The sequence below is a fragment of the Bradyrhizobium sp. ORS 111 genome, assembly GCF_045571485.1.
In the GTDB taxonomy this organism is placed as follows: Bacteria; Pseudomonadota; Alphaproteobacteria; order Rhizobiales; family Xanthobacteraceae; genus Bradyrhizobium.
Window position 1 is genome coordinate 2,687,521 of sequence record NZ_CP120701.1, and the last position, 18,380, is coordinate 2,705,900.

At 61.5% G+C, this 18,380-nt stretch carries 14 protein-coding genes; 7 read left to right on the plus strand and 7 right to left on the minus strand.

From position 1 onward, the window contains the following. Nucleotide 1 precedes the first annotated feature (1 nt). From trbF to P6U30_RS12220, 4 genes are read left to right on the plus strand one after another with little or no spacing between them, the layout of a single operon-like run. On the plus strand, nt 2-685 hold the full coding sequence (trbF, locus tag P6U30_RS12205; RefSeq protein WP_280972976.1) for a conjugal transfer protein TrbF: 684 nt from the start codon (nt 2-4) through the stop codon (nt 683-685). 59 nt (nt 686-744) lie between these two features. Further along, on the plus strand, nt 745-1,668 hold the full coding sequence (gene trbG, locus P6U30_RS12210) for a P-type conjugative transfer protein TrbG (RefSeq protein WP_407170436.1): 924 nt from the start codon (nt 745-747) through the stop codon (nt 1,666-1,668). Further along, complete coding sequence (locus tag P6U30_RS12215; protein ID WP_407169266.1) at nt 1,668-2,882, plus strand: TrbI/VirB10 family protein; 1,215 nt, start codon at nt 1,668-1,670, stop codon at nt 2,880-2,882. Before trbG ends, P6U30_RS12215 begins: the two co-directional genes overlap by 1 nt. 4 nt (nt 2,883-2,886) lie before the next feature. Then, nucleotides 2,887-3,126, plus strand: a complete 240-nt coding sequence (locus P6U30_RS12220; protein ID WP_280972975.1) for a DUF2274 domain-containing protein — start codon at nt 2,887-2,889, stop codon at nt 3,124-3,126. Between the two features lie 232 nt (nt 3,127-3,358). On the opposite strand, the gene P6U30_RS12225 is transcribed toward P6U30_RS12220, so the two are convergent. From P6U30_RS12225 to P6U30_RS12245, 5 genes are all read right to left on the minus strand, one after another. Beyond that, nucleotides 3,359-4,303, minus strand: coding sequence for a TauD/TfdA dioxygenase family protein (locus P6U30_RS12225; RefSeq protein ID WP_407169267.1), 945 nt, complete (start codon nt 4,301-4,303; stop codon nt 3,359-3,361). 261 nt (nt 4,304-4,564) lie between these two features. Beyond that, complete coding sequence (locus tag P6U30_RS12230; protein WP_407169268.1) at nt 4,565-5,302, minus strand: HAD family hydrolase; 738 nt, start codon at nt 5,300-5,302, stop codon at nt 4,565-4,567. A gap of 576 nt (nt 5,303-5,878) precedes the next feature. Then, entirely contained in the window at nt 5,879-6,508 is a 630-nt protein-coding gene (locus P6U30_RS12235; RefSeq protein ID WP_407169269.1) for an FMN-binding negative transcriptional regulator, read from the minus strand. A 687-nt stretch (nt 6,509-7,195) separates the two neighbouring features. Beyond that, a complete protein-coding gene (locus P6U30_RS12240) occupies nt 7,196-8,566 on the minus strand; it encodes a tyrosine-type recombinase/integrase (protein ID WP_407169270.1) in 1,371 nt (456 codons plus the stop codon). A gap of 324 nt (nt 8,567-8,890) precedes the next feature. Further along, nucleotides 8,891-9,571, minus strand: a complete 681-nt coding sequence (locus tag P6U30_RS12245; protein ID WP_407169271.1) for a GntR family transcriptional regulator — start codon at nt 9,569-9,571, stop codon at nt 8,891-8,893. Between the two features lie 108 nt (nt 9,572-9,679). Between P6U30_RS12245 and P6U30_RS12250 the strand changes: the two genes are divergently transcribed. From P6U30_RS12250 to bioB, 3 genes are all read left to right on the plus strand, one after another. Beyond that, on the plus strand, nt 9,680-13,114 hold the full coding sequence (locus P6U30_RS12250) for a molybdopterin-dependent oxidoreductase (protein ID WP_407169272.1): 3,435 nt from the start codon (nt 9,680-9,682) through the stop codon (nt 13,112-13,114). A 55-nt stretch (nt 13,115-13,169) separates the two neighbouring features. Beyond that, nucleotides 13,170-14,624: a short-chain fatty acid transporter gene (locus P6U30_RS12255; protein ID WP_407169273.1), complete on the plus strand. Its 1,455-nt coding sequence runs from the start codon at nt 13,170-13,172 to the stop codon at nt 14,622-14,624. Between the two features lie 201 nt (nt 14,625-14,825). Beyond that, the gene (gene bioB, locus P6U30_RS12260; protein ID WP_407169274.1) at nt 14,826-15,875 is read left to right on the plus strand and encodes a biotin synthase BioB; all 1,050 of its coding nucleotides are present in this window, start codon (nt 14,826-14,828) and stop codon (nt 15,873-15,875) included. A 386-nt stretch (nt 15,876-16,261) separates the two neighbouring features. On the opposite strand, the gene P6U30_RS12265 is transcribed toward bioB, so the two are convergent. Together P6U30_RS12265 and P6U30_RS12270 are read right to left on the minus strand one after the other, a co-directional pair. Next, nucleotides 16,262-16,978, minus strand: coding sequence for a formyltransferase family protein (locus P6U30_RS12265; protein ID WP_407169275.1), 717 nt, complete (start codon nt 16,976-16,978; stop codon nt 16,262-16,264). Between the two features lie 38 nt (nt 16,979-17,016). Then, nucleotides 17,017-18,375: a hypothetical protein gene (locus P6U30_RS12270; protein ID WP_407170437.1), complete on the minus strand. Its 1,359-nt coding sequence runs from the start codon at nt 18,373-18,375 to the stop codon at nt 17,017-17,019. Between the last annotated feature and the right edge of the window lie 5 nt (nt 18,376-18,380).

Genomic DNA, 18,380 nt, shown 5'->3' on the forward strand with positions numbered 1-18,380 from the left:
AATGTTCAAAAGGTCTTCAGTTCACTACGGGCGAGCGCCAGCGCCAGTCACACCATATCAAAAGGCCGCCCAAGTGTGGGACGAGCGTATCGGATCGGCTCGCATACAGGCGAAGAACTGGAGGCTAATGGCATTCTGCTGCCTGGTGTTGTCGTGCGGCCTAGCCGGAGGATTGGTCTGGCAGTCGACGCAGGGAGCGATCACGCCGTGGATTGTCGAAGTCGATCACATCGGGCAAGCACAGAGAGTTGCGCCCGCCAACTCGGATTATGAGCCGACCGATCCGCAGATTGCCTATCATCTAGCCCGCTTCATCGAAGACGTTCGCGGCCTGCCGGCAGACGGCATCGTCCTTCGTCAAAATTGGCTGCGGGCTTACGATTTCACCACCGATCGCGGAGCTGCCGCGCTCAACGAGTATGCCAGGAGCAATGATCCATTTGCCAAGCTCGGCAAGGCGCAGATCTCGGTCGAAGTCTCCAGTGCGATCCGCGCCTCTATCGAAAGTTTTCGTGTCGCCTGGATCCAGCGTTCTTATGAGAACGGATCGCTGGCATCGACCGAACGCTGGACCGCTATTCTGACTGTCGTCATTCAGACGCCTCACGACGCCGATCGCTTGCGCAAGAACCCGCTCGGGATCTACGTCAACGCAATCAGCTGGTCGAAGGAGCTCGGACAATGAAGCGGCAACCTTATGAACGCCGGACCGGAGTCATCGCCCCCAGATGTGCGCTGGTCTCAATGATAGCCATCCTCGTGTGCCCGTTGGGAGGCTGCTCAACATTCATCCCGCCCGAGATCTCATACGATTCCGACGTGCCGCCGTTACCGCCCGCGCCGGCGACCTTCGACGATCGGTCGCGGCCGCTCCACGTTCCGCCGGCCTGGAAGCCAACCCTTGGCGGGAAAGCAGGAACCAAGGAAGAAGCCGAACCGGTTGGCAGGATCGAGGTCGCGAATAGTGCGGCTCGGGTCGAACCGCGGAGACGAGGATACTTCAACGCCGCACAGATCTACAGTTTCAGTGCGGGCGCGCTCTATCAGGTTTACGCGGCGCCGGGAGAGATTACCGACATTGCACTCGAGGAGGGCGAGCAACTGGTCGGTTCCGGGCCGATTGCAGCCGGTGACACCGTGCGCTGGGTCATCGGTGATACCGAGAGCGGTAGTGGTGAGGCTCGACGGGTCCATGTCCTGGTCAAGCCGACTCGTTCCTCGATCGAGACGAACCTCGTTATCAACACCGACCGGCGGACCTATCTCATTGAACTCCGCTCCCGCGAGAAGCCCTACATGCCGCTGATCTCGTGGTACTATCCGGAAGAGCAAAGAAAGGGGCAATCACTATCTCTAACGCCCACCTTGCCTGACGCCTCACAACGCCGCTTCCGTTACGCGATCGAAGGTGATCGCCCGCCTTGGCGACCGCTCGCGGCTTACGATGACGGCCGCAAGGTCTACATAGAGTTCCCCCAAGGTATCGTTCAGGGCGAGATGCCTCCACTGTTCGTGCTTGGCCCGGACGGTAAGTCCGAAATCGTCAACTATCGTGCTTACAGCAATCTGCTCATCGTCGATCGTCTGTTCGCCGCTGCCGAACTGCGCCTGGGAGGGGAGCATCAGCAGAAGGTAAGAATTGTTCGGACCGACGGGAGGCCATCATAATGAGCCAGAATCTTTCGGACGATCGTCCACCTGTTGAAATGCAAGGTCCTGCCGAAACGCCAAACGCCTTTCGGCTCAGACCGGGGTATTCACGCGTTACGCGACTCTCTCGAAAGGTTCTCCTGGCTGGCAGCGCGATGGGGTTGACGGTCGTCGCTGGCGCAGCGTTTTGGGCCCTACAGAAGAACAAGACAACGGGCCCTTCCCCGGAAGAGCTCTATAGTACCGACCATCATAGCATTGCTGATAGCATTGCGGCTCTACCACGTGACTACGCTGCCGCCCAACGTCAGGTGCCGCAACTCGGGCCGCCGCTTCCGGGCGATCTTGGTCGTCCGATTCTTTCTGCTCAAGGGCAGTCGCCAACAGCCTTTGGGACTACACTTGACCAAGATCAGCAACGGCAGAACCAGGAGAACGAAGCTGCGCGTGTCAGCCGTCTCTTCGTGTCGACAAGCGTTCGAGGGAGTCAAAATCCGACAACGAACGAATCGACCGGCGATCGCGTGATTCCATCTACGTCGCCATCCAACAATGAAGATGGACTAACGCTGAACGCGCAGGACAGAAAGCTTGCTTTCGCCAACGCCGTCGTGGATCGCCGCACCACGAACGCGGATCGCATCACGAAAGCGGCGTCAGCATTTGTGGTTCAGGCAGGAACCGTCGTTCCCGGAGCACTCATCACAGGTATTCGCTCGGATCTACCTGGCCAAATCGTGGCGCAAGTAACAGAGAACGTATATGATTCTCCAACGGGACGTTTTCTGCTGGTTCCGCAGGGAGCACGCCTGATTGGTCTTTACGATAGTCAGATCGCCTTCGGTCAGTCTCGCGTGCTGCTCGTATGGACGCGGCTGATCATGCCGAACGGACGTTCCATCGTTCTCGAGCGACAGCCTGGTGCCGACGCCGCAGGTTATGCTGGCCTCGAAGATGAAGTCGACAATCACTGGGGTGAGTTAGTCAAAGCCGCGGCGCTGTCGACCTCATTGGCAATCGGCACGGAGCTAGGTGAGGGTTCAGACGCCAATAGCAATAATGGTGCAATCGTTCAGGCGTTGCGCCACGGCGCGGCCGATTCGCTGAGCCAAACCGGACAGCAGGTGGTTCGACGCGGCCTGAATATCCAGCCTACTTTGACCATACGGCCGGGGTTCCCGGTCCGTGTCATTGTCCATCGTGATCTCGTTCTTGAACCGTACAGAGGGTGAAAACATGCCAAAGCTCAAAATTGGAGCGCTCCCAGACGACAGGTCGGTCAAAGTGAGTGTGGAATTGCCGGCGGCGGTGCACCGTGATCTCATTGCCTATGCAGAAGTCTTGACACGTCAGGGTGGTCAGCCGATCGAGGCGACCAAGCTCATCGCACCTATGTTGGCGCGCTTCATGGCCACCGATCGAGGATTTTCCAGGCTGAAGCGTGGAGCTCACGTGCCTGTCGCTGGTGAAGGATAGTCGTCCACTACCGCTTCACGAACCTGTCGACCACTGCTGAAGACATGCTCCGCATCAGCCGAAGCGGATCGCTCTCGTTGCAACGGCCGAGCCCGCCGGCATGTCGGGCGAGTGGGCGTGCGCAACTTGATCGCGGCAGCCCGACACGGAGTGCGCGTGGAGATGCCCTGTCGGGAGGTGTGCACCCGCGTCTCCCGGGATACCGCCGCGCTCACCAGGTTCTGTCGAGTTCTTAGCTTCGCGAGTGTTGAGCGACGTCGATAGGCGGCTGTTTGTTGACCTTGAGCCGCCTGACACTGTTTCGGCCGTCAACGCTGACGGGCACATCACCGTCGATTGTGGCACGTCGCACGACGCGATGCTGATCGCCATAGTCGTTGACCGCATAATGCTGTGTTGCGCGGTTATCCCATATCGCGACATCACCTTCCATCCAGTTCCAGCGCACGGTATTTTCGGGCGCGGTGATATGAGACTGGAATAGATCGAACAGCTTCTGGCCGTCATATTTGGGAACGCCGACAAAACGCTGCACCAAGGCGCCGAGCACTAGCGCCCGCTCGCCTGTCTCGGGGTGAACTCGCACGACGGGATGCTCAGTCTCGAAAATCGTTCTGGTAAAGACCTCGTCAAAATGCTTCTTGTCAATGTCGCGGACGCGAGCCATTCCGGCGTAATCGAAAACGTTGCTGTGAACGGCCCAGAGCTCGTCGGCAAGTCGTTGTAGCGGTGGCGCCAGATCGAGATAGGCTGCCGCTGTATTCGACCACACCGTATCGCCGCCGAACGGCGGCATTACAACGGCTCGTAGCACCAGAATCTTTGGATAGGCATCGGCGAATGTCCCATCCGCATGCCACACATCGGCGCGACCGCCGCCGCGGGTGGAATCCAGTTCGAGGATCGATGCCATTCCCTTGGTAACGCCGAGCATCGGATGCGGCACTAGAGTTCCTAGACGAGCGGCAAAGCGCTCCTGCTCGGCGTCATCGAGATGGCCTTGCCCACGGAAGAAGATTACTTTGTGTTCGAGCAGCAAGCTGTTGATCGCTGCAATCGTCCGGCTCGGCAAGTCCCCCGATAGCTTGATATTTTTGACCTCGGCGCCGATACGCACTGCTCGTTTTACGACGTCGGTACGCGGGATAACATCATCGATCAAATCCGTTTCGCTCATAGCGGTATTTTCCAAGCTTGCGGTTCGCTTCCTAGGCCCCTCGGTAGCGAATGATCAGCAGCAAGCATTGTGCCAGTCGCAAAGATCGAGCCTGAGTGGCTACGGACCGAGATGAGCAATAGGAATCGTGCGGTCACCGGATAGAACCGACGACTGGAACGGACAGTCAACGGGCTCGGTCGCCGGCATCATCCTTCAATATCATGGAGTCGCGAAGAAGCAGTGATTAGCAATAGTGACCAACGGCAGACCTTCGATCACTCAATTGAGAATGCGGTGTTTCTGCAAAATGGGTACTAGGTCATGGTGGTCATGTATCATGTAGTCCGGCCGTGCGGCGCGCAAGCGCGATTCGGAAACGAATCCGCCCGTGATCGCCACGCTGATAAGGCCGAGATTGCGGGCGATCTCCGTTTCGATTGGCATGTCGCCGACGACGACGGTTCTTTCGGCGGACAGATCATTGGCCTGCATGTACAGGCGCAGCCGGTCCTCCTTGCTCATGCTCCTAAACTGAGTTGCGCGGCTCTCAAACGCCAAAATCTCGGTGACGCAACTCTTGATGCCAAGTCTTCGCACCTGTACGCGAATTGGTTCGACAATGTGATTGCTCAGAATGACGGTTTGAACGGCTTGGCGATGTGCAGCTAGCAAGATATTTCGTGCGCCTTTCCGTAAAAGAGCTTTACTCGCCAAGGATTCGTAGGTGTCGTGAAAGATGGCGCTGTCGTTGCTATGCACGACTTCGACTTCATCTTCCGACATGTCCAGATTGCGGTAAAGAACGGAGAGCGGAAGCTCAAACTCCTCGCGAAACCTTTGCATGTCTACGGTCGCGCGACTGAACCGGCTCAAAATGGCATTGACGGTTTGCAACACCGCATTGGCATCGTCGAGCAGCGTACCATTCCAGTCGAATACGATCGCGGATTTCATGCGTGAACCTAGAGCGGTGGTGGCGCGGTAAGTCTGCTCGTGATTGTTAAAGTTTGGATCCATATGTCTGCGTCGAGCAGATCGTAAGGGTGTCATCTGAGCATACGAGCCACAAATGTGGACCTGCCTCAGTTACGTTTAGGCTCCAGTGAGGGATTGAGAGGTGCGTTGACCGCGTTGACCTTTCTTCCGAGAGCTAGACACGAGGATTTAGGAAAGGAGAGATTGCCTGCCGGTTTCGTGCCTTTGGATGCTCTAGGTCGGCTTTTGCTGGAGCAATGGTCGTGCCAGCTCTGCTAGTGCGTACTAAGCGGCTGAGTATCCGTTGGAAAAATATCAACCCGTGCTTTCGCGGGGTGTACTGAAGCCGACACAACAATTGTGCCGCTGTCGGAACATGGACAAGAACCTGCACGGCGGGCGGGGCGGAGGTGTCGAACTGACGACTGGTCATGTTGTGGTATTTCGGCTGTACGTTGAATCGAGGCTCGAGTCTCGCCTGCCGAACTTGGACCGATGACCATGGATTCCATGGACACGTCCATGCATGAGGGCCAAGCTTGGAGACCCAAGATACTCACCCGACGTTGCATCAGCTGTCGTTCCTAACTGGTCTTGTACATTTTCGTTACGCTCGCCTCAGGCCTGAGCTAGAATCAGGGCAGCCACTTCCTGATCCCGTGGCTGTTTGCTCGCCGCGAGGCCGGTGGCAACACCGATGCGGTCAGCCGCTGGACGATTTTGGCTCATCTTGCGCTTGCCTTCGATCTTGGTGATGGGAATGTGCACGCCAACAATTCCATAGAGCTGGGCGGCGATGAAATCAGCGGGGGCATCGCTGACTGACCAAGGCGTTGCGCGTAACGTCTCGTGAATATTGGTCAACCGCGTAACGACCGCAAGCAGACGTTCGGGATCCTCGAAGAACTCAATCGGCCCGTGGGCGTGGACCGCGACGTAATTCCAGGTCGGCACCACACATTCAGCTTCTTGTTTGGTGACATACCAGGAGGGCGTCACATAGGCCTCCGCCCCCATGAAGATCGCCAGAGCTTCACCGATCGAGGCCGCACGCCACTGCGGATTGGCCTTCGCCAGGTGCCCGTACAGTGCTCCGTGTTCGCCTTCGGTCTCGTCTAGGAAGAGCGGGAGGGGTGTCGCAAGTGGTCCGTCTGACGTAGCCGTGATCAAATTGGCGAGACGGCCGGAGCGGATCGTCTCTCGAATGTTATCGAGATCGTCATCTCTAAAGGCCGGTGGTATGTACATGAAAGCTCTCCGGTTTGTGGTTCTGAGATAAACCCAGGTCGGCACGCTGGAAACTGCCAGTTCCGGTCGGCCCGGCAGAGGCTCGCCGGTGGATCCAGCGGCCTTGCTCATGACCTGGCCAGCCGATGATCAGGCAGAGAACGTCGCGCCCGTTGGAAAGGGATGTGGCTAAGTAAGGCGGTTGTAATGGCCCAGAGGCCGCCGGTCCGCGAACTTAAGATGGTAAAAAGTCCACGGCTGCGCGTCGGATCTTGAAGGGATCGGCTGTGGGCTCAATCACTTTGGTCGTGCCGTGGGCCGAGTGTTCGTTCCGACCGCGAGTTCGATTCTAGATCAAGCCCGAATGTGGCAGGGACGCATGGGCCGGCGATCCGAACGGCGGCATTCGCACACGGCAGCCGTGACGGCGTGCGAGTTCGCTAACGGCGCAATCATCCGAGATGATCGCCGAAGATTGCAGCGCGGGTAGTAGCTCGTCTGACGGAGCGCTTCGCTGGCCGGAATACAACGCCTTGCGACACGGCCGTGGCCTCTGCATCATGCGGCAATTCACGCAACCGTGTTGAGCCAGCTTAGACGATGTCTTGGGTGCGTTAACGTAGGGAATCGAACAATGACGCCGGTCGATAAGCTCGATAAGCCGCCTCACAGAGCAGCAGGCGCGCGGCAAATCGACGATATATGAGTTCAGCCTCTTCGGGTATGCGCGGAGGTAGCTCGGTCTTGTTCGTTGCTCGGAACGTCTGGCTTCGTTTGAACTCTGCTGGCTGCACGGCAGCTTGCCCATCGGCCGAGCCAAGCTCCCAAATCGGAATCTTTCGTGAGCGACTTACCAAGAGCGGAGAATACAGCAGTGCTGATAGCTTGCTGCTGGCCGCGCAGGTGATCCTCGAGGAGTTTCTGTCGGGTAACGTAGCCGGCGTTCACGCCTGGAATCGAATGGTTCATAAGAAGCTTCGCATCGAATTCGGACACTCCAGCAGCCGATGCAACAGTGCGGAACGTTTGGCGAAGATCATTGCCCCATTTCGAGAGTGTACCCCGATCCTCCTTTGTTTCAGCTAGATGCCCTGACGCGCTGTCGCCGGGAAATACCCATTTCTGCGACTGCAACGGATAAATTTGTCTGCCGAATCGGATTGTCCGAATGAGACACAGGATCATTTCGCGGGAGAGCGGGATGTCAAAAGCTCGCTTCCTGCCACCCTTCGGTTTTTCGATATGCAAAGTCCGGCGGTGAAAATCGATGTGGCTTGGCTTTACTTGCTGCAACGCGGTGGTCCGGGAACCAGACAGCAGCGTGAGCAGATGAAATTCACGACGGACTGGATTCTCAAGAGCGGCCAACTCCCTGAACCATTCGGTCAGGTCGCTGATGCCCATGCCAGTATCGCGACGTTTTTCCTCATTCCAGTCGATAGCGTCTGCTGGATTGTCGCGCGGCAGTGATCTGTTGGTCTTACGAGCGTGATTGTAAATTGCGCGCAGCGTTCGCATGCTGCCATTCGCAATATAGGGACCGTTCTGCTTCGTGAGGTCGTCGTGCTTGTTCGCAACACGAGCAGGATCCATCGCAAGTTCGCTCAATGGAGTATCAAGCCACTCCGCAAAGAGACGTTCTACATGGTCGCGATAACCACTTATGGTCTTCTCACTACGCCCCTTTCGGATCAGATGGGCCACCAGATATCGCTGCCATGCTTGCCTGAGTGTAACAGTCGCGCCGACCGTATTTCCGACCGGGACGGAGCCACTGTGCCCCACTTCCTTTGTCGCCTTCGGGTGCTGTCCCTTGCTGATCTGGGCCAGATATTCCTTCGCCATCGCGCGCGCGGTTCGGGTCGTCAACTCGCGCGTATCACCGATAGAGACTCTGATGGAAGATGACCGCTTTCCTCCTTGCCGGAGGTCGCCTTGGACAGTGAAGGTCCTTTTCCTCCGCCCCACGACGACGAAGAAGCCCTTCAACTCGGTGTCGCGGGCTAGGTACCATCCGTCCTTCGGGGTAGGTAACTGAGCGATGGTCTTGTCGCTCAGGAGAATGCGAGTGTTGTTCATTGGAGGGAGCGGTCAACTAAAACGGTTTTTCAAACGGTTTTGGCAAACCGGGGTGTTTGGGGGTTCGGGTTCGACGAACTGCGAAGCTATGCGAGAAATGCCCATAAACAAAGGACTTCTCGAGCATCGTCGTAGCGCGTCGTGGATTCAGAAATTGCAGCGAAGCGCTGATTTTGAACTCTTAATCAGCGGGTCCCAGGTTCGAGCCCTGGTGCGCCCACCACTCTCAAGTGATGGCCCGTCAAGGGCCTGTTTTATTTTCCGCTAGAATCGGAAGATAACGTGCTCGGTTCGCCGCGCGAGCGGCGGCGTCGGGTCGCGCCGTCAGGTGCGCGCTTGTCTCAACAGCGGCTCGCGGGCGTATTCCTTCGAGCGTAGCAGCGCGTCGACGAAGATCGGCTCCCAGGAGCGGATGTGGCTCCTTAGCAGCGTCGTCAATGCCGCAGCCTCGCCCGCAAGCGCCAGATCGATCAGCCGATAGTGCTCGGGGACCGATGCCTGCTGCCGCTCGAGGCCGGCGCGCGAGCTGATGCCGTAGAGCCGCATCTTGTCGCGCAGGCCCATCACCATCTCGGTCAGCAGGTCGTTGCCGGCGGCCGCGATGAATTCGCGATGATAGTTGCGGTCGGCTTCCAGATAGAGCTGGATGTCGTCGGTTTCGACGGCCTTGGCGATCTGATCGGCCCATTCGCGCACCGCTGGAAGATCCTGCGGCGGATGGGCGGCGAGCAGCGCGGCTGCGTGCAGCTCGAGCACCTCGCGCATGTCGAACAGGTTGCGCAACTCGGTCAGTGTCGGCTCCACCACCTTGAAGCCGCGGTTGCGCATCGGTTCGACCAGCCCGCCGCGGCTGAGCTCCAGCAGCGCTTCCCGCACCGGCGTCGAGGAGACGCCGAGGCTCGCTGCCAGGCTGGGCACCGAATACATCGTGCCGGGCGCGCTTTGCCCGGAAATGATCTCGGCGCGCACGCGCTGCAGCACCTGCTCTCGCAAATTCTGGTCCATGGATGGTTGCGGCCGCCTCGCGTTCGGGAGCTTCGATTCGCCCTTGATTATTACTTAGTCTTGACCGGGCGAGTAGTGTGTGACGTAAATGTGTAACGCATTACAAAGATGCGTTACATCTACCTGGATAGCGAGACCAACGTGAAACAACGGCTACCCGGCTATTGCACGCTTTGTCGCTCGCGCTGTGGCGCAGTCAGCGTCGTCGAAGGCGGGCGCCTCGTCGGCGTGGAGGTATTAAATAACCATCCAACGGGCGGGGCCCTTTGCGCCAAGGGGCGCGCGGCGCCGGAAATCGTGGCGAGCCCGCGCCGCCTGACCGTGCCGCTCAAACGGACGAACCCGCGTGATGCCGCCGACCCGGGATGGGTCGAGGTGTCCTGGGACGAGGCGCTCACCGAGATCGCCGGGCGGCTCGGTGCGATCCGCACCGAGAGCGGCGCCGAAGCGGTTGCCTTTGGCGTCACCACGCCGAGCGGCACGCCGATGGTGGACAGCTTCGAATGGGTCGAGCGCTTCATCCGCGGCTTCGGCAGCCCAAATCTCATCTACGCGGTCGAGATCTGCGGGTGGCACAAGGATTATGCCCACGCCCTGACCTTCGGTCGAGGCATCGGCTTCCCCGACTACGACAATGCGGATGCGATCGTGTTGTGGGGCCACAATCCGGCCCGCACCTGGCTTGCCCAGGCGACGCGGGTCGCCGACGCGCGGCGGCGCGGCGCGAAGGTGGTGGTCGTCGATCCCAAACCGAACGGGTCGGGCCAGCAGGCGGACCTCTGGCTGCGCATCCGTCCTGGTGCCGATGCTGTATTGGCGCTGGGCGCGATTCATCACCTCATCGCGACCAGCGCGTACGACGTAGATTTCGTCAATGCATGGACCAACGGGCCGCTACTGGTCGATTGTGCGACGGGGCGCTTTCTTCGCGCCGACACGCTGCGGCTGGAGGGCGCGCCGGATAGCTTCGTTCGCCTCGACGCAACAGGCTCACCTGTGCCTTGCGATACGCGCTATGCACCGGAGACCGGCGGCCAACTGCGCGGAGCATTGTCTATCCGCGCGCGCGACGGCCGCCTGATCGCAGCGAAGACTGCGTTCGAGTTGCTGGCGGAGAGAGTCGCCGACTACACGCCTGAGCGTGTCGCCGCGCTAACCTGGCTTCCTATCGGTGACGTCGAAGCCTTCAACGCTCTGTTCGCTGGTCGGCGACAACTGGCCTACCACTCCTGGACTGGCGTCGGCCAGCACACCAACGCGACCGCGATCGAGCGCGCGATCGCGACGCTCTATGCGCTGACGGGCGCCTGTGATCGGCCCGGCGGCAATCGCTGGCCGGTCCCGCTGCCGACCCGCGCCCTCAACGATTACAACATCCTGCCGCCGGAGCAGCAGGCCAAGGCGCTCGGCCTTGCCGAACTGCCGCTCGGCCCGCCCGCGAAGGGATGGATCACGGCGCGCGACTTCAGCAGGGCCGTGCTCGATGGCGAGCCTTACCGGGTGCGCGCGCTGGTCGCTTTCGGCACCAACTTCGTGGTCTCGCAGGGGCATTCGGAGCGAAACCGCGCGGCGCTCCAGGCGCTCGAATTCCAGGTTCATATCGACATGTTCATGAACCCGACCGCGGAAAGCGCCGACTTCGTTCTGCCGGCAAGTACGCCGTGGGAGCGCGACGCGCTCAAGATCGGATTTGAGATCACGCAAGAGGCGGTCGAAACCGTGCAGTTTCGTTCACGCGTAGTCGAGCCGGTCGGCGACGTGAAGGCGGACTACGAGATAGCCGCGGCGCTGGCGGTGAAGCTCGGAATGGGTGAGCTATTCTTCGGCGGTGATATCAAGGCCGGCTGGAACTACCAGTTGGCGCCGCTCGACATCGGCGTCGACGACTTGCGCCGCCATCCGGAGGGACGGCGCTTCCCGCAGAGCTTCCGCGACGAGAAATACGCCGTGACACGGGACGATGGGACCGTGACAGGCTTTGCGACGCCGACGCGCCGCGTCGAGCTCTATTCGGAGCTAATGCTTCGGCACGGCTATGGTCCCTTGCCGGATCATGTCGAACCCGCCGAAAGCCCATTCGCGGCAGCGACGGACGAGCGCTTTCCGCTTGTGCTCACGACGGCCAAGAGCGGATGGTTCGTGCACACGTCATATCGCCACGTCGCTTCGCTGCGGCGAAAGTCGCCCGATCCCGCCGTCGAGATCAGTCCGCGGCTCGCTGCAGCGCGCGGGCTTGTGGAGGGCGACTGGGCGGTGGTGGCGACGCGCGGCGGCGACGTGCTTTTGAAGGTGTGCCTCAATGCCGCGCTCGACGAGCGCGTCGTCGTGGCGGAATTCGGCTGGTGGGAGGACTGTCCGCCGCTCGGCCGCGATCGCTCCGTGGCCGTCGGCAGCCGCACGCCCAACATCAATGCCGTGCTGCACGACGATGTGCGCGATCCCGTCAGCGGCTCCGTTCCGCTGCGCGCGACGGTCTGCGACATCAGGCGCGACGCCGTGGCAAGCCGCGGCGTGTGGAGCGGCCAGCGACGGTTTGTGGTCGCCGGGCGCCGCATTGAAGCCGACAATGTCGTGGCGTTTGACCTGTTGCCGCAGGACGGCGATCCGTTGCCGGACTTCCTGCCAGGCCAGCATGTCATAACTTCGCTGCCCGGCTTTCCGGAGAAGCGCGCCTATTCCTTGACCGGACCGGGTGGCACGCTGGGCGTCCTCTCGATCGCAGTGAAAGGGCGCTTCCTTGACGAAGCACGCAGCCGCGACGCGCCGCTCTTCATGCCGGATCGCCTGCATGGTCTTGCCGTCGGAGACGAGGTCGTGCTGGAGCCGCCGGGTGGCATCTTCACGCCGCCACTGAGGGGGCCACGGCCGTTGATCTTCCTCGCCGCCGGCATCGGCATCACGCCGTTCATGAGCCATCTCGAGACGTTGCAACGCGTTGCGCCGCCCGACCGCGTTCCCGAGATCCTGCTGCTCCACGGCTGCCGCAGCAGCCGCGAGCATCCCTTTGCACAGCGGCTCGCGGAGCTGGAAGCCGCCACGCCCGAGCTGAAGCGGGTGACGTTCTATTCCGCGCCGCTTGCACTTGATCGGGTTGGTCGCGATTCGTTGCACGAGGGGCGGCTTGATCTTGAGCTGGTCAAGCCATGGTCGGCGCGGCGTCCGCTTGTCTACATCTGCGGCTCGCCGCAGTTCGTTGCGGCTCAGGTCGAGGCAGTGGCGGCGCTCGGCGTGCCGCGCTTCGACATCTTTGCTGAAAGCTTTGTGTCGCCGCCAACGGTCTCGAGTGACCTCGTTCCGCGCACCATTCGGCTCGCTCAGAGCGAGCGGAGTTTTTCCTGGGGGCCGGAGCAGGGGACGCTGCTCGACGCGGCGAATGCGGCTGGCGTCTCGCTGCCGAGCGGCTGCCGTGTCGGTCAATGCGAGAGCTGTGCGGTGCAGGTCGTCGATGGGCAGTTCACGCATCTCACGCCCGTCGATGGAAGCGAGGGACAATGCCTCGCCTGCCAGGCCGTGCCCCTGACCGATCTCACGCTCGCACTTTGAATACCAACGCAGACCTGAAGGCTGTCGCCGCGTCACCAGAAGGGGGATTAGATTGATGACGAACGCAACGCATGACCAGACCATAGCCTTACCAAAACCTGTTGCTGATAACATCATGGCCCGCTTCTCGCAGGCTCTGGTGGCCTTCGCGGAGCGCTGGTTTCCGGATGCTTATGTTTTCGTATTGATCGCGGTGATTGCGGTTGCGGTCGGCGCGATCCTGCATAGCGGTTCGCCGCTCGCGGTCAGTCGTGCCTTCGGCGACGGGTTCTGGAATCTGATTCCGTTCACCATGCAGATGGCGCTGGTCGCGATCGGCGGCTATGTGGTGGCGATGTCGCCGCCGGTGGCCGCGCTCCTTGCGCGGCTCGCCAGTGTGCCGAAGACCGGCCGCGGCGCGGTGGTCTTCGTCGGCATGCTCAGTATCTTCCTGTCGCTGTTGAACTGGGGCCTGAGCCTGATCTTCTCCGGTCTGCTGGTGCGCCAGATCGCGCGGCGCTCGGACATCCGGCTCGACTATCGCGCGGCCGGAGCCGCCGGCTATCTCGGGCTTGGTTGCGGCTTCACGCTCGGCATCACGTCGTCGGCCGCGCAGCTTCAGGCCAACGCCGGCAGCATTCCTGCCTCGCTTCTGCCGATCACCGGCGTGATCGGTTTCTCGGAAACCATCCTGACTTGGCAGAATATGGTCACCGTCGCGGCGGTGACAGTGATATCGGCGGTGATCTGCTATTTCACGACGCCGGCATCTGAACAGGCCAAGACGGCGGAGGATCTCGGCGTTGCTCTCGGCGACGATCGCATCGAGGCGAAGAAGCCGGCCCGCCCCGGCGACTGGCTGGAGTTCAGCCCGATCCTGACCATCCTGATTGCCGTCCTCGCGTGCGGATGGCTCTGGCAGACGTTCGAATCCGGAAATCCGCTGATCACCCTGTCGGGGCTGAACACCTACAACTTCGTCTTCCTCATTCTCGGCATCGTGCTGCACTGGCGGCCGCGCAGCCTGATCGAATCTTTCTCCAAGGCGATGCCGAGCGTTTCGGGCGTGCTGCTGCAGTTTCCCTTCTATGCCGGCATCGCGCAGATCCTGACCAAGGTGCCGAACAGCCACGGCACGACCTTGTCCGACACGATCGCGCACTGGTTCGTCGGCGCCTCCAGCAATTCCACCGTGTTTTCGTTCCTGGTCGGAATCTACTCGGCGCTGCTCGGCTTCTTCGTGCCGTCGGCCGGTGGCAAATGGATCATCGAGGCGCCCTACATCATGAAGGCAGCCAACGACATCGGCGCGCATCTCGGCTGGACGGTGATGGTCTACAACATCGCCGAGACGTTGCCGAACTTCATCAACCCGTTCTGGATGCTGCCGCTGCTCGGCATTCTCGGGCTGAAGTCGAAGGATCTGATCGGCTATACGTCGGTGCAGTTCTTCATCCACTTCCCGATCGTGATGCTGCTGGCCGCCATTCTGATGGCGACCTTCAGCTATCACCCGCCGATTCTGCCCTGAGCCGGCCTGGCCGGACGCTGGGCGTCCCGACGGCGGGTCGGCGAAAGACCCGCAGATAATACCTCGCCATGAAAATACGACGCGGTGGCCGCTGCGGCCACTGCGCGCCATGGAATGGACGCATATCTCCAGCTCAGATGCATCGGCCTTGGCGCGCCAGGCTGCCGAGGCGTGAATGCCGAAAACCGGAGAATGAGCGTTATGATTGACACGACGGGCGCATCACAGGGCAATGGGAATCATCCCGAGCCCATCCGTCACGACTGGACCCGCGCCGAGGCCGAAGTCCTCTACGGCCTGCCGTTCTCCGACCTGATGTTTCGCGCGCAAACGGTCCATCGCGCCTATTTCGATCCGAACCATGTCGAGACCGCGAGCCTGCTCAGCATCAAGACCGGCGGCTGCCCGGAGGATTGCGGCTATTGCTCGCAGAGCGCTCACTACGACACCGGCCTGAAGGCGACACGCCTGATGGACAAGGCGGACGTGATCGCGACCGCGAAGCGTGCCAAGGATGCCGGTGCGGAGCGCTTCTGCATGGCTGCGGCGTGGCGCAATCCGAAGGATCGCGATCTCGATCAGGTCTGCGAGATGGTCAGCGCCGTCAAGGGCCTCGGCATGGAGACCTGCGTCACGCTGGGCATGCTGACGCCTGCCCAGGCGAGCCGGCTCCACGACGCCGGGCTCGATTTCTACAATCACAACGTCGATACATCCCCGGAGCACTACGACCGGATCATCACCACGCGGACGCTACAGGATCGGATCGATACGCTCAGCCATGTGCGCGAGGCCGGCATCAAGGTGTGCTGCGGCGGCATCATTGGCATGGGCGAACAGGTCGCCGACCGCCTCGGCATGCTCGTGCTGCTCGCCGATCTGCCCACCCATCCCGAGAGCGTTCCGATCAATCTCTGGAACGAGGTCAAGGGCGTGCCGGTCAATGCGACCGCGGAGCGGCCGGATCCAATCGCGGTCGCACGCCTCGTCGCGGTCGCCCGCATCTTGATGCCGCAGAGCGTGGTGCGGCTTTCCGCCGGACGACAATACATGACCGACGAATTGCAGGCGCTCTGTTTCCTTGCCGGTGCGAATTCGATCTTCATTGGTGACGTGCTGCTGACCACGCGCAATCCGCAGCGTGACCGCGATGCCGAGCTGCTCGATCGGCTCGGCATCAACTCTAAGCTCGAGCGGACGGGGCCGCGCGAACAAGCATGCGAAGCCGAGATTGTCGCTCGAGCTGGATGACTTCGTATCGGCGCGGGGACGGGCTCGCACTTCGCTTCGCCCAGCTTACGGGGAGAAGCCGGAGCGCATCGCGAGATGCGTTCCCTCGCGAATCTGATTGTGTCTGCGGTGGGCAACCCCTCAGCCCAACCTTCCCCCGCAAGGGATAGGGCAAATTGCATTTGGGAGAAAAGGGCCCTGCGGCCATCCTTCGAGACGCCCGCCTTTGGCGGGCTCCTTAAGGATGAGGTCTCGCTCTGCGGCACAATAGTAGACCCTCATGGTGAGGAGCGCCGCTTGCGGCGCGTCTCGAACCACGAGGCCGAGGACGTGCGCAGCCGCCCAAGGCGGCATATGCGATAGCCCTGCCGTAAGGACGGGGAGAGGAAGCGCGTCCCGTCGCGTGGTCAGGATGCAGCGGCGAGCGGCGGCGAAGCGATCTCCGCCGCCACTTGCGCCGGCGCGGTCGCGAGCTGGAAGCGGATCCCATGCAGACTGTAGGTCAGCGGGATGCCGCGGAAGTCGTCGTGGAACGCCCTGATGCGGCGAGCCAGCTCGGCGGCGTTGATAGTGGCGGGCAGGTCGCACATCTCCCGGTACATCCGCCGCGTGCTCTTGACCCCGCACCAGGTGACCGGCAACGCGTTCGGCGGCGAGGGATCGCAGGCGAAGTCGCGCGACATCCGCCAGAACAGATGGGCGAGCCGCACATAGGCCATCTGCTCCAGCCCGCGCACGCCGATCTTGTCGGGAATGATGAAGAACTCGACGCCAACGATCGGACCGCAATCCACGCGCTCGGCCATCACATGGGCCGTGACGCCGAACATGCGCGCTTGGTCGTAGAGGGCAAAATGCGCCGGTGCCCAGCCGGGATATTGCGGCGGGCCGGGATGGAAGTTGTAGGCGCCATGGCCGAGTGCCGCCAGGGTCGTGCGCGGCACGATCACGCCGGTGGTGAACGCCAGCAGACGGGCGTCCCGCAGCACCTCGGGCTCGATCGCGGCGAGATCGTCGGCGGTGACCGCGCATCGGAATGACAGGGCCGGATTGTGGGCCTTCAACAGTTCGCGGAGCGCGAATTGCTGGTTGGCGACGCCGGTCAGAAGGATGATGGTCTTCATGGTGCTGTGGCCTTTCCCGCTATCATTTGCTGCCGGCATCAGCCGCGATGTCCGGCCATGACCACGACGCTTCCGGCATTCCGGGATTGTCCCACCGTCCGGAACAGGTCGGTAGGGAGCGTCTGCCACGGCGCAATCTCGATGATCCGGTTGTTCGCGCTCCGGGCTGCCGACTTGGCCGTGCGGACATCGTCCTGCCAGGAGCACAGCGAGAGTTCGAGCCGGCCGAACCCGCCGCAATCGGCGGCAAACGCTTCAGTCACGGCCTCGATGCTGGCCGCCACCTCGCGCGCATCGCTGGTTGCGATATCGCGCATGATCACCGTGATCACGTCGCTCGCCATCGTCTCTGACTTCACCACGATCATCGAGTCGCGACCGCCGCTGCGGCTGGCGCGCCGTGCGGTTCGCATCGCCATGCCGAATTCGGCGTCAGGCCCGAGATCGGAGCTGTCGACAGGCAGATTGTGAACGACCGCGGTGTGCCGAGGCGTGCCAAGGTCTTCGGCCGGCGCATGATACGAGCGTGGCAGCCACACCGTATCGAGCGGCACCTGCGACGAGGTCAGGCTCCAGGCCTGATCGAGCAGGTAACCTTCCCAGACTTGCGGATAGGCGCTGGCGATGTGATGCCAGGTCTGCAGCAGCGCCTCGGCTGCGGGGGAGCGGCCGAGAAAGAGGGTGCGAGCCGACATTTCCCACCGGTTCCACCTGTGAAGCGCGATATCGCAATCGAGACACGAAGGTAGCCGCGGCGGCTCGCTGAGCGTTGCGTCGGCCTCGATGAAGAGCAGCGGCTCGCGGTGCTCGTGCCACATCCGCAGCATGAAGGCAGTCCTTTCGGATGCGCGTATGTGCTCGCCGTCGACCGTTTCGATCGGTGCGATGTCAGAGGCGATCTCGAACTCGGCCAGCTTGTCGCGGAGCCGACGTGCCTGGTCGTGTCCACATGCGCGGGGATAGCAGGACACCACGCGCAGCGGCGTACTGGTCCGGGAGCCGCCGTCGGGCACGATCGCGCGCCAGTTGAGACCGCCCCACCACATCTCGTGCGGGCCATCGAGGCTCGGCCCGATCGTCCCGAAGTCGGTCAGCTTGGACTTAAGGAAGTCGAACGCTGGATTTTCGCCGAAGGGGATTACAACCGCAGAATTGGCGCGAAGCGACCGATAGAGCATTTCGGCGGCGGGCCCGCTCGGCGGTTCGACGACGATGACGACGTGGCTATCCGGGGCCGGAACCGAGCCGCTTTGATGGATAGTGGTGCCGCCGAGGCGTTGCGCCAGCCATGCGAGCCGCCGGCGCTGGGCGGCACCGAGGCGGATGCCGTTCGACGACAACAACTGGTCGAGATTGTCCGGCAAGCTTTCCGCTTGCGTCATGTCAGCCGATGTCATGCTCA